This is a genomic window from Streptomyces sp. VTCC 41912, from assembly GCF_045799175.1.
Classification (GTDB): Bacteria; Actinomycetota; Actinomycetes; order Streptomycetales; family Streptomycetaceae; genus Streptomyces; species Streptomyces albulus_C.
This window is the reverse complement of sequence record NZ_JBJMAB010000009.1, coordinates 131992-144061: the sequence shown is the minus strand read 5'-3', so window position 1 is coordinate 144061 and position 12070 is coordinate 131992. Positions and strand designations below refer to the sequence as shown.

10 protein-coding genes and 2 pseudogenes are annotated in these 12070 nt (G+C 73.1%); 2 read left to right on the top strand and 10 right to left on the bottom strand.

Annotated features, from left to right (window positions below):
* Positions 1 to 12: 12 nt before the first annotated feature.
* Both ACJ6WD_RS16200 and ACJ6WD_RS16195 read right to left on the bottom strand, forming a co-directional pair.
* Positions 13 to 1026, bottom strand: a complete 1014-nt coding sequence (locus ACJ6WD_RS16200; RefSeq protein ID WP_331247059.1) for a glutamate ABC transporter substrate-binding protein — start codon at positions 1024 to 1026, stop codon at positions 13 to 15.
* An 11-nt stretch (positions 1027 to 1037) separates the two neighbouring features.
* On the bottom strand, positions 1038 to 2408 hold the full coding sequence (locus tag ACJ6WD_RS16195; RefSeq protein WP_233657691.1) for a hypothetical protein: 1371 nt from the start codon (positions 2406 to 2408) through the stop codon (positions 1038 to 1040).
* 655 nt (positions 2409 to 3063) lie between these two features.
* Between ACJ6WD_RS16195 and ACJ6WD_RS16190 the strand changes: the two genes are divergently transcribed.
* Positions 3064 to 3723, top strand: a complete 660-nt coding sequence (locus tag ACJ6WD_RS16190) for a FadR/GntR family transcriptional regulator (protein WP_407616011.1) — start codon at positions 3064 to 3066, stop codon at positions 3721 to 3723.
* A gap of 282 nt (positions 3724 to 4005) precedes the next feature.
* Positions 4006 to 4323, top strand: a complete 318-nt coding sequence (locus ACJ6WD_RS16185) for a hypothetical protein (protein ID WP_233657693.1) — start codon at positions 4006 to 4008, stop codon at positions 4321 to 4323.
* Between the two features lie 42 nt (positions 4324 to 4365).
* Here the strand turns inward: ACJ6WD_RS16185 and ACJ6WD_RS16180 are convergent, their stop codons facing one another.
* The 8 genes and pseudogenes from ACJ6WD_RS16180 to ACJ6WD_RS16145 form a co-directional block, all read right to left on the bottom strand.
* Complete coding sequence (locus ACJ6WD_RS16180; protein ID WP_233657694.1) at positions 4366 to 5358, bottom strand: N-acetylglucosamine kinase; 993 nt, start codon at positions 5356 to 5358, stop codon at positions 4366 to 4368.
* A pseudogene (locus tag ACJ6WD_RS16175) lies at positions 5349 to 5660 on the bottom strand (6-phospho-beta-glucosidase); the annotation flags it as partial. The gene ACJ6WD_RS16180 and the pseudogene ACJ6WD_RS16175, both read right to left, overlap by 10 nt.
* Before the next feature lie 201 nt (positions 5661 to 5861).
* Positions 5862 to 6794 (bottom strand): annotated as a pseudogene (locus tag ACJ6WD_RS16170) (6-phospho-beta-glucosidase); the annotation flags it as partial.
* Positions 6795 to 6801: 7 nt separating this feature from the next.
* Positions 6802 to 7707: a carbohydrate ABC transporter permease gene (locus tag ACJ6WD_RS16165; RefSeq protein WP_331248319.1), complete on the bottom strand. Its 906-nt coding sequence runs from the start codon at positions 7705 to 7707 to the stop codon at positions 6802 to 6804.
* Positions 7708 to 7734: 27 nt separating this feature from the next.
* Positions 7735 to 8691 carry a carbohydrate ABC transporter permease gene (locus ACJ6WD_RS16160; protein ID WP_233657697.1) on the bottom strand — a complete coding sequence of 319 codons (957 nt, stop codon included), beginning with the start codon at positions 8689 to 8691 and terminating at the stop codon, positions 7735 to 7737.
* A gap of 13 nt (positions 8692 to 8704) precedes the next feature.
* Positions 8705 to 10099: an ABC transporter substrate-binding protein gene (locus ACJ6WD_RS16155; protein ID WP_331248317.1), complete on the bottom strand. Its 1395-nt coding sequence runs from the start codon at positions 10097 to 10099 to the stop codon at positions 8705 to 8707.
* 68 nt (positions 10100 to 10167) lie between these two features.
* Positions 10168 to 11304 carry an ROK family transcriptional regulator gene (locus tag ACJ6WD_RS16150; RefSeq protein WP_331248316.1) on the bottom strand — a complete coding sequence of 379 codons (1137 nt, stop codon included), beginning with the start codon at positions 11302 to 11304 and terminating at the stop codon, positions 10168 to 10170.
* 389 nt (positions 11305 to 11693) lie between these two features.
* Entirely contained in the window at positions 11694 to 12032 is a 339-nt protein-coding gene (locus tag ACJ6WD_RS16145; RefSeq protein WP_016575975.1) for a hypothetical protein, read from the bottom strand.
* Between the last annotated feature and the right edge of the window lie 38 nt (positions 12033 to 12070).

Genomic DNA, 12070 nt, shown 5'->3' with positions numbered 1-12070 from the left:
GCCGGGTCACGCTCAGTCGCCGTACTCCGGCGCCGGCGGCCCCGATATGCCCGGCAGATCGGCCTGCAGCCACTTGCGGTACGCCCGCATCCACGGACTGTCGTCGCCCCCGCTGCGGTAGTCGTCCAGGACCTTGTTGACCCGCCGCACCAGATCCGGATCGTCCTTGTTCATCGCCACGCCGTACGACTCGTCCGTGAACGGCTTGCCCTTCAGCTCCACCGTCGGGTCCTGCGCCGCCTGCGCCGCAGCCAACGCACTGTCGGTGACCACCGCGTCCGCCTCGCCCAACTGCAACCGCACCAGGCAGTCCAACTGGTTCGGCGCCGTCAGCACCCGCGCACCGTGCGGGTGCTGACGCAACTCCGCCTCCCCCGTCGAACCGTCCGCCGTGCACACCCGCTGACCCCGCAGCGAATCGTCGAACGCCGTGATCGACGACGCCTTCGGCGCCAGCACCTGCTGCCCCGCCTGGAAGTACGCCGTCGAGAACGCCACCTGCTCCTTGCGCGCGCAATTGATCGTCATCGTCCGCACCACCAGGTCCACCGTGCGCTGCTGCACCGCGGGGATCCGCTGGTTGGTCGGCACCGCCTGGAACACCACCTTGGCGTCCGGCCCGAGGATGTCCTTGGCGATCGCCCGCGCCAGATCGATGTCGAACCCCTCCAACTGGTTCGTGTCCCGGTCCCGGTACCCCCACCGGTAGGTGTTCTGGTCCACCCCGACGACCAACTGCCCCTTCTTCTTGATCCGTTCCACCGCCGGGCCGTCGGCCGGCGACGGACGCAGGCTCTGGGCCGCCGTCCCCGGCGTGCACCGCGCCCCCGCCGGCGTCGCGGTCGCCGTCCCCGGCCCGTACGCCCGGTGCTCCGCCACCGGCCCGGACCCCTCCGACCACCCCGCCCCGCGCCCCAGCGCCGGCACCAGCACCGTCGCGGTCGCCGCCATCACGGCCATCCCCGCCGCGACCGGCCCCAACACGGCCCGCAGGTCCCGCAGCCCCCGCCCGCGCGTCTGACGCATCCCGGGCCCCCTCACCGGTACTCCGACAACCGGCGCCCGACGCCCCACACCGCGGCCGTCGCCGCCAGCACCGCCAGCACCGCGCCACCCACCGCCAGCAACCGGAACGCCGCCCGCCCGCCGTCCGCCGTCGCGCGGAACCGCGCCTGCTCGTGCACCAACGCCCGCCCGAGCCCGGTGTCCACCCGGTCGAACGACGCCCCCGTAGAACCGCTGCCCCCGATGACCTGAGCCAACGCCCGGTCATAGGCGCCCCGGTCGTCCGCCGCCCGCGCCGCCGCGTGCCGCGTGCGCCACTGCCCGGCCGCCGCCACCGCGTCGAGCACCGGCCGCCGCCCCGCCTCGTCGTCCACCAGAGCCAGCGCCTTCCCCAACTCACCGGCGGCGACCACCGGACCCGGACCGCCCGGGCCCGCCAGATGCCCCATCTTCGACTGGAAGTCGACCTCGTAGAAGTCCTTCTGATCGGCCGTGAGCACCGCACCGCGCGCCACCAGCGTCAGGTTCTCGTCCGCCCGCGCCCGCAGCGCGTCGATCCGCGCGGTGTTCAGCGCCTGCAACGACCGGGTCCCATGCTCGTACGCGTCGACCAGCCCGGCCCGCGCCACCGCATGCCCCACCGCCAACCACAACAGCACCGCGACCGACGCCACCGTCGCCACCAGCAGACCGCGGTTGAACACCCGGTTGGTCCGCCGGTAGTGCCGGCGCTGCGCCCAGCCCAGCGCCCCCAGGGCGATCACCCCCGCCACCAGCGCGAACCCCGGCCACGCCGTGGCCCGCGCCTGGTCGACGGCCAGCCGCTGCGTCTCCGCCTCGTACAACGCCTGCGCCGCCGGCAGGAGTTCCGTCCGCATCAGCCCGTTCGCGTACCGCAGGTAGGCGCCGCCCAGCGGCAACCCCTGCCGGTTGTTGGTCCGGGCCGTCTCGATCAACCCCGTGTACCGCGGCAGCAACGCGTTCAGCCGGGCGACCTGCTCCCCGGTCCGGTCCGCCGCGCCGTCCTCCGCACCCGGCACCCGCGCGTTCGCCGCCGCCCTGACCAGCAGCTGCGACGCCGTCGCGACGTCCGCCTCGTACCGCTGCCGGGTCGCCGCGGACTCCGTGCCGCCCGCCAGGAACCCACCGGCGGCCGTGGTGTCGGCGTCCGCCAACGACCGGAAGATGCTCGCCGCGTCCACGGTCAACGGCTGACTGCGCAGCACGACGTCGTCGGCGGCCGCGGACCGGTCCGTCACCTGCCAGGCGGTCGCCGCACCGAACACCACGACCAGCAGCGCCAGCACCGCACCGAGCGCACGCAACCGCCCCGGCTCGGTCGTGGCGGCGCCCCGCAGGTGGTCGAGCCCCTCGGCCCACGCGGTACGCCGGCGCGCCGGCACCGCGGACGACGCCGCAGGACCCGCCGCCGCGGACGATCCCGGGGATCCCGGGGACCCCGGGGACCCCGGGGCCCCCGAGGACCCCGACGACTGCGAAGGCACCGACGCCTCCGTCGACACCGAAGGAACCGGAGACACCGACGCACCACCCCCTGCTCGCTCGCTGCGGGCCGGCCCCGCGCCAGGCGCCCACGGGCACGGGCGCACGGCCGTCAGTATGTCCGGGCCGCCCCACCAGCACACCGGACTTGACCCGATCTTGTTCGGAACGCCAAACACCCCGGCACCCCCACGGCGCCCTCACCGCGCTGCACCGCCCCGCCCCGCTCCTCTCCTCTCCTCTCTGTTCCCCTCACGCAGACCCGCACCGCCGCGGTTCCCCACCGCACCGGGGCGGACCGCCGCCGCCCCGCATTACCCTTACGAGGAGTCGCCGGACATCAGGCGACCGGGAACGGACGCTCCGCCGCCGGCCACCACCCCGGATGACGCGCGTCCGGAGTCCCGCACCACGGGACCCGCGCCGCCCGCCCGCACCGGACCCGTCCGCCTCCCGCGCCGCCCGGAGCCGTCCGTCCCGCCCGACGAACGTCCGACCCGCCGAGAAAAGGGGAGTGATCGAGTGCAGACCGTCCGCAAGGGTCGGGTGTCGCTCGTGGAGTCCGCAACCGACGAGATCCGCGGCCAGATCGTCAACGGCGCCTGGCCCGTGGGCAGCCGCATCCCGCCCGAGAGCGCCCTCTCCGAAGCCCTCGGCGTCAGCCGCGCCTCGGTCCGCGAGGCGGTCCGCTCCCTCGTCCACTCCGGCCTGCTCGCACCCCGGCAGGGCGACGGCACCTTCGTGATCTCCGACGACGACAGCGCGGTCGCCCTCCGCCGCCGCCTGGAGCGCGCCGAACTCAGCCACGTCACCCAGGTCCGCCAGGGACTCGACGTGGTCGCCGCACGGCAGGCCGCCAAGCACCGCACCGACGAACAGCTCACCGGCATCGAGGCCGCCCTGGACCGCCGCAAGGCCGCCCTCGCGCAGCACGACAGCGAGGCGTTCACCGCCGCCGACGCCGAGTTCCACGTCCTGGTCGCCGAGGCCAGCGCCAATCCCGTCCTCGCCGACATCTACCGCTCCCTCAGCGCCGCCCTGCGCGAGGAACTCCGCCGCGCCGCCTGCCTGGACACCGCCGACGCCGACCCCACCGACCCGCACTCCCGCCTGACCGACGCCATCCGCGCCCAGGACGCCCAGGCCGCCGTCGACGCCGCCGTCCTCCTCCTCGCCGGCCACGTGCGCGACCTGGCACTGCCACTCGACGACTGACCGCGGGCCCGACGACCGCCCGCGCGAGCGACCGGCCGCGGGCGGCGTGCCCCGGCCTCCCGCCGGCTTGCGGCCGGCCGGCCGTGACGGGGCGCGGGCCTTCGTACGGGTCGGGCTTCGTACGGGCCGGGCGCCGACAGGAACGGCGCGCATCGCGCCCCGCACGCCCCCGCCTTCACCCCCGCGCGCCGCTGACGAACCCACCCCCTCCGGCTACGCTGAGTGACGAAGGGTCGGCGAGCCCGCCGACCCCACCACCCCGCGCAGCACCGGAGGGACGCCATGCGCCGTATCAACCAGCTCCTGACGCCGCTGACCAAGGCCGCCACCCGAACCGCCACCCGGACCTCACCCATCCCCGAACTCCCGGCCCCGGCCAGCGGTTTCCTGACCATCGGCAGCACGACCTACATCAACCCGGCCGGCACCTACCCCCTCTTCCACGCCGCCGACGGCACCCCCACCCGCGTCATCAACGACACCGACCACCCCCTCACCATCCTCACGGAGGGTGAGAGATCCCCGTCCGTGGCCGACCTGATCCTGGCTCCGGGCGAACGCACCGAGACCCGCAGGGGCGACTGCGTCCAGGTGGGCTGAGGGCGGGCGGCGCGCAGGGGCGGGCACGGCGCGGCCGCGGCCCTACGCCCACTCCGACCGCAGGCGCGCGTAAGCCGGCGGGGGCGGTGCCGGGGTCGTCCGGTCCAAGGCGTCCAGGGCGGCGCCGAGGACCGGGGGCGCGGTGATGACGTGCGGCACCGCCTTCGGGGCCCGTTCGGCCAGCAGGTGGGTGAGGCGGTCGTGGAGCTGCGGGTGCCGGGCGGCGAGGACGCCACCGCCGAGGATGACCGGGGTCGGTTCGGCGAGCAGGTCCAGGCGTTGGAGGGCGACGGTGGCCAGCACGGCGATCTCCTCCGCCTGGCGGTCCACGACGGCGCGGGCGACGGGGTCGCCGTCCGCGGCGACGGCGAAGAGCAGGGGGGTGAGTTCGTGCCGGCGGGTTTCGGGGATGCGGTGCAGGTGCAGTGCTTCGATCAGCTCCAGCATGGTGGCCAGTCCGAAGTGGGCCGGTAGGGCGCGGGCGAGCGCGCTGGGGGCGCCGCGGCCGTCCTCGGCCCGGGCCGCGCGCCACAGGGCTTCGTCGGCGAGGAAGGAACCGCCGCCCCAGTCGCCGGAGAGTCGGCCGATCGACGGGAAGCGGGCGGTGGCGCCGCCGTGGCCGAGGCCGACGCAGTTGATGCCGGCGCCGCAGACCACGGCGACGCCCAACGGTTCGCCGCCGTCGGGCAGTCCGGCGCGGAGCAGGGCGAAGGTGTCGTTGCGGACGGTGACGGTGTCCGCCCAGCCCCGGGCGGCGATCTCGGCGGTCAGTCGGGTCACTTCGACCGGCAGGTCGGCGTTGGCGAGGAAGGCGGACAGGTGGTCGACGGGGGTGTGGTCGGCCAGGCCGGCCTGGGCGCGGGCCGCGGCGATCAGCGGGGCCAGAGTGTCCACGGCCCGGGCGGTGCCCACCACGGGCGGTTGGAAGCCTCCGCCGCGGGACCGGCCGAGGATCCTGCCGTCCGTGGCCAGGACGGCCACGTCGGTCTTGCTGTTGCCCGCGTCGATGGCGAGGGCGGTGCCGGTCAGGCCCACGTGAGGTGCTCCCGGTTGTGTGCGATCAGCTGGTCGGTGAGCCGGTTCGCGTAGTCGATCTGGCCGATGAGGGGATGTGCGAGGAGCGCGGAGAACACCCGGTCGCGGCCGCCCTTGAGGGCCGCGTCCAGGGCCAGGTGCTCGTAGGCCGTGACGTTGGCGACCAGTCCGGCGAAGAGGGGGGCGAGGGGGCGGAGGGGGAGGGGGGAGGCCCCCCGGGCCGACACCGCCGCCGGCACCTCGATCACCGCATCGTCCGGCAGGAACGGCAACGTCCCGTTGTTGAGGGTGTTGACGATCTGGACGTCGCCGGCCGCCCGGGTCGTCTGACCGCTACCGGCCACCTGGGCCGACTGCCCGCCCCCGGCCGCCCGGGCCGGCAGTTCCTCGCCGCGCGGATCCTCGCCGTCCGAACGCCCCGACCGGCTGACGCTGTTGGGCCCGTCCGTCGCGTCCCCCCGGCCCGTGGTGTCCCCGGCGCCCCCGGTCGTGCCGTTGAGGTTCCCGCCGCCCAGCAGCGAGGAGGTCAGGGCCACCGCGGCCTCGGAGTAGAAGGCGCCGCCGCGCCGGCCGAGGAGTTCGGGCTTCTCGTCGAGCGTGGGGTCGGCGTACAGGTCCAGCAGCTGCCGTTCGATGGCGGTGACCTCGGCGGCGCGGGACGGCTTGGTGCGCAGTTCCTCGACCACCGCGTCGTGTTGGTAGAAGTAGCGCAGGTAGTACGAGGGGACGACGCCCAGCTGGTCCAGGAGCGGGCGGGGCATGCGGATGTCCGCGGCGACCGCGTCGCCGTGCGCGGCGAGGAGCTGGGGCAGGACGTCCGTCCCGTCGACCCGGACGGCCCGTTCCCAGGTGAGGTGGTTGAGGCCGACGTGCTCCAACTCGACGCGCTCCGGAGCCACCCCGAGCAGTGAGGCGAACTTCCGTTGGAAGCCGATGGCCACGTTGCACAGGCCGACGGCCTTGTGGCCGTGGCTGAGCAGGGCCCGGGTGACGATGCCCACCGGATTGGTGAAGTCCACGATCCAGGCGTCCGGGCAGCGCCGGCGGACCCGTTCGGCGATGTCCAGGACGACCGGGACGGTGCGCAGTGCCTTGGCGAGACCGCCGGCGCCGGTGGTCTCCTGCCCGACGCAGCCGCACTCCAGCGGCCAGGTCTCGTCCTGGTTGCGGGCGGCCTGGCCGCCGACCCGCAGTTGGAGGAGGACGGCGTCGGCGCCGTCGAGGCCGGCGTCGAGGTCGTCGGTCCAGGTGATCCGGCCCGGGTGGTCCTGCCGGGCGAAGATCCGCCGGGCCAGCGCGCCGATCAGCTCCAGCCGGTCGGCCGCCGGGTCGATCAGGGCGAGTTCGGTGACCGGCAGGACGTCGCGCAACCGCGCGAAACCGTCGATGAGTTCGGGGGTGTAGGTCGAGCCGCCGCCGACCACTGCCAGCTTCATATCCGTTTCAGCCCTTCACTCCGGTGAGTGTGACGCCTTCGACGAAGGCTTTCTGTGCGAAGAAGAAAACGACGATGACGGGGGCCATGACCAGCACCGTTGCGGCCATGGTGAGGTTCCAGTTGACGCTGTGCGCGGTCTTGAACGACTCCAGGCCGTAGGACAGCGTCCAGGCGGCCGGGTTCTGCGCGGTGTAGATCTGCGGGCCGAAGTAGTCGTTCCAGCAGTAGAAGAACTGGAACAGCGCGATGGCGGCGATGCCCGGACGGGCCATCGGGACGATGATCCGCAGCAGGGTTCTCAGCTCGCCGCAGCCGTCGACCTTCGCGGACTCCACGTACTCCTGGGGGATCGTCAGCAGGAACTGGCGCAGCAGGAAGATCGAGTAGGCGTCGCCGAACGCCATCGGGACGACCAGCGGCCAGATCGACCCGGTCAGGTGGAGTTGTTGGGCCCACACCAGGTACATCGGGATGACCACGACCTGGGGCGGCAGCATCATCGTGGAGATGACGAGGACCATCGCGGTGCGGCGGCCGCGGAAGCGGAAGCGGGCCAGCGCGTAGGCGACGGGGATCGCCGAGCAGACCGTGAAGAGGGTGCCCAGGCCCGCGTAGAGCAGCGAGTTCTTCCACCAGTCGAGGAAGCCGGGGGTGGTGAAGACCGCGGCGTAGTTGGACCAGTGCCACTGGTGCGGCCACAGTTCGCCGCTCATCGCCTGGTCGTCGCTCATGACGGAGGTCAGGAAGACGAAGACGAACGGCAGCAGGAAGAACAGGGCGGCGGCGATGGCGATGGCGTGTACGGCGATCCAGTGCAGCAGCCGTTTGCGGCGGGCCCGGGCGGCCGGGGTGCCGGTGGTGCCGGGCGTGCGGGCCCGGGCGGGACGGCGGGTGAGCGTCGTGGTGGTCACGTCGGATCAGTCCTCGGTCGTGTCGGTTCAGTCGTCCGCCGGGAGCAGGCCGGCGCGCTTGCGCATCAGCAGGGTGGTCACGGCCATCGCGATGACGAACAGCACCAGGGACAGGGCGCAGGCCGCCCCGGTGTTGAAGTTCTGGAAGCCCAGTGAGTAGACGAGCTGTGGCACGGTCAGGGTGGAGTGGTCCGGGTAGCCGGGTTGGATGACGCTGCCGGGGCCGATGGAGACGCCGGAGGCGAGTTTCCCGGCGACCAGTGCCTGGGTGTAGTACTGCATGGTCTGCACGACGCCGGTGACCACGGCGAACAGCACGATCGGGGTGATCGCCGGCCAGGTCACGTAGCGGAACTTCGACCAGGCGCCGGCGCCGTCCAGTTCGGCGGCCTCGTACTGCTCCTTGGGGACGTCCAGCAGTGCCGCCATGAAGATCACCATCAGGTCGCCGATGCCCCACAGGGACAGCAGGACCAGGGAGGGCTTGGCCCAGGTCGGGTCGTTGAACCACTCCGGGGCGGGGATGCCGAGCGCGCCCAGGATCTCGTTGACCGGGCCGGTCGAGGGGTTGAGCAGGAAGACGAACGCGACGGTGGCGGCGACCGGCGGGGCCAGGTACGGCAGGTAGAAGGCGGTGCGGAAGAACCCGGCACCCGATTTGACCTTGGTGATGAGCAGGCCGATGCCCAGGCCGAAGATCACCCGGAGCGCCACCATCACCACGACCAGCCAGAGCGTGTTCCACAACGCGGGCCCGAACAGCGGCATTTGGGTCAGTACGTAGGTCCAGTTCCGCAGGCCCACGAAGGTGGGTTGCTCGATCTGGTTGTAGTGCATGAACGAGAAGTAGCCGGTGGCGATCAGCGGGTAGCCGAAGAAGACCGAGAAGCCGACGAGCCAGGGGGAGAGGAACCCCAGGATGCGGAGGCGTTCGCGGAGCTGTTTGCGGCGGAGTTCCGGGGCGGGGGAGGCGGTGGCTGCCATGCGGGGCGCTCCGTCAGTTCTCGGACTGGAGGTTGTCGGCGTCGATCCGCGCGTCGAGTCCGCGCAGTCCCGCGTCGAGGTCGGGGACCCTTCCGGCTTCCGCCGCGTAGGAGAAGTCCTGGAGGGAGGTCACGTACATGTCGCCGTTGTTGGAGGGCGGCAGGGCGGTGCTGCGGGGGTTCGTGGCGATGCGCAGGAAGGTGCGGAAGTCCGGGTCGGCGTCGAGGCGGGGTGAGGCGAGCGCGGCCTTCGTGGACGGGATGTTGTGGATGGCGTTGGCGAAGGCGACGACCTGGTCGGTGTCGACGGTCAGGAACCTCACCAGTTCCCAGGCGGCGTTCTGGTGCCGGCTGCTGTGCGCGATGCCCGCGATGGTGCCGGTGAGGTAGCCCCGGCCGTAGGCGTCGGCCTGGTCGTCGGGCACCGGCATCGGCGCGACGCCCCACCGGAACGGCGCCTTCGCCTCCTTGAGCATCAGGCCGCGCCATTCGCCGTCCATGTGCATGGCCACCTTCTGCCGCAGGAAGGCGTTCTGCGAGGACATCTCGTCGCCGAAGGTGGTGCGGAACTTCTCCGTCGCGCGGTATCCGCCCTGGGCGTCGATGAGGCCGCGTTGGGTGGTGAGGAAGTCGCGGGTCGCGGGGTCCTCGGCGAGCCGCGCCTTGCCGTTGCGGTCGAAGTAGCGGGGGCCCCACTGGGCGAAGAGCCGGTCCGGGCTGTTCTGGTAGAGCCGGAAGTTCGGCATGAATCCGAGGCGGTGGTAGCCGCCGTCCTGGGTGCGCCGGGTCAGTTTCACGGCGTCCCGCTTCAGTTCCGACATGGTGCGCGGCGGCCGGGTGATGCCGGCCTCCTCGAACGCGTCCTTGTTGTAGTACAGCCCGTAGGCGTCGGCGAGCAGGGGCAGTGCGCACTGCCGGCCGCGGTACTGGGTGTAGTCGAGCAGGGTCTTCGGGAAGACCTTCGCCTTGTCCACGCCGGTCTTCTTCAGGAAGGGGTCGAGGTCCGCCCACATCCCGGACGAGCAGTACTGCCCGACGTTGTTGGTGGTGAACGACGACACCACGTCGGGGGCGTCGCTGCCGCCGGCGCGCAGTGCCTGGTTCATGGTGTCGTCGGAGACGTTGCCGACGGCCTTCACCGTGATGTTGGGGTGCAGCTTCTCGAAGCGCGCGATGCTGTCGTCGATCGCCTTGACCTCGCTGGCGTCGGACCAGCCGTGCCAGAACGTGAGGGTGACCGGCCGGGTGGGGTCGTCGCGGTCGCTGCCGACGCTGGGGTTGGCGCAGCCCGCGGCGAGCAGTCCGGCGGTGGCCAGGGCGACGGTCAGGCCGGTGCCTGCCCGGATCCGTGGGCGGCGGCGTGGGCCGAGGCGTGGACGCGTGCGGACACCCGGGCGCGAGAGCGGCATGCGGACTTCCTTACGTCAGGGGTTCCTTGGGGGCCTGGCGGGGCTCCTCGGCCGGCGCGGCGAGGGGGTCACGCGGTGTCGAAGACGGCGTCGCGCGCCTCGGCGAGCGCCGTGCGCAGGGCGCCGGTGAGGATGGGGTTCCCGGCGATGTCGCTGATCCGGATCTCGGGGCGGGGCAGCGCGAGCCCGGTGAACTCGTCCTGGACCAGGGTCCGCAGGGCCTCCCCGCCGGCCTGCGGCACCTCGCCGGAGAGCACCACCAGGCTGGGGTCGACGACGGCGACGACGGCGGCGAGGCCGGTCGCGAGTCGGCGGGCCACTTCGGCGCGGACGTCGTCCCGGGCCAGGGCCTCGGCGACGGTGCGGACTTCCGGGGCGCCGTACTCGTGGGCGAGGGCGAGGACGCTCGGGGTGCCGACCAGGCGCTGGAACCCGCCGCCGGCGTCCGGCCGGGCGGCGCTGCGGTCGCCGTCCCGGGCGAGCGGTGCGCCGGGCAGCGGCATGTAGCCGATCTCGCCGGCGCCGCCGGTGGCCCCGCGCAGCAGCCGTCCGTCCAGCACGATCGCGGCGCCCACGCCCTCGTCGACCCAGACCAGGACGAAGTCGTCGAAGTCCTGTGCGGCGCCGTCGTGTTGTTCGGCGACGGCGGCGAGGTTCACGTCGTTCTCGATGACCAGCGGGATGCCGAGGACCTCGGCCAGTTCCTCCCGCAGTGCCCGCGACTGCCAGCCGGGCAGGTGGGGCGCGTACCGCAGCAGGCCGGTCTGCGGGTCGAGCGCGCCGGGGGTGCCGATCACCGCGCGGTGCAGTTGCCCGCGCTCCACGCCGGCCGCGGCCAGTGCGCCGTCCACGGCCCGCGCGACGAGGCGGGCGGTCAGGTCGGGGGCGTCGTCGGGGACCGTCGTGGTGTCGACGCGCTGCTCGCCGAGGACGTGTCCGGTGATGTCGGCGACGGCGGCGGTGATGCCGAGTTGGTCCACGGCCAGCGCGGCGACGTGGGCGGCGGCCGGATCGACCTCGTAGAGCTGGGCGCTGGGGCCGGGCCGGCCGGTGACGTTGCCGGTGGTGCGGACCAGTCCTGCCGCGGTCAGCCGCGCCAGGAGTTGGGAGGCGGTCGGCTTCGACAGGCCGGTCAGTTCGCCGATCTGGGTGCGGGTCAGGGGGCCTTGGGAGACCAGCAGGTCCAGTGCGGCCCGGTCGTTCATCGCCCGTAGCACCCTCGGCGTGCCCGGCGTTCCCTGTCCTGCTGCGGCCATGGCTGTTGCCCACCCCGTGTTCCGTGCGGAAGCTGACCGGAAGGTGTCTGTTAGGAAACCTTCCAATTACTGGGAAGGAAGGTAGGCCGCCGGTCAGGTGCGCGTCAATGGTCTGGACGGGGTTCGGTGCCGTACGGGGCCGGACGCGGTGCGCACGGCAAGGGCGGGAAAAGGGGCAAGGACGGGAAGAGGGGCAAGGACGGGAAGAGGGGCGCCCGGCGATCGGCCGGTGCGCCCCTCGGTGTTCCCCCGTGTTCCCCGTGTTCCCTGTGTCCCCCGGCGTTCTCGTGGTGCCCGTGCCCCTGCTCGTCAGGGGGGCGGTGGGGCCCCGGGTCGGCTCAGCCTTCCTGCCAGCCGACGCTGCCGACGCCGGTGCCGCCGTCGCAGGTGGCCTCGGAGTGGTCGCGGGCGCCCGGGTTGAGGGTCCGCCAGGGGCCGGTCTGGTCGGGCCACCAGCCGCAGACCACGGTCACCCGGAAGGCGATGGTGCGGTTGGTGTTGTTGGTGCAGTCCGCGGTGCCGCGGCGGCCGTCGCTGTTGGTGGTGCAGGTGAGGTCGTTCTTGATCTGCGGCCGGGCCGCGGCGGAGGCGGGGGCGGCGGCGGTCAGGGCCGCCGCGCTGCCGAGCATCAGGACCGAAGCGACGGCCCCCGTGGCCACGCGATTGCGGATCTTCATGGTGAAGTCTCCTTCTCCGTCGTTGGTGTCGTTGGTGC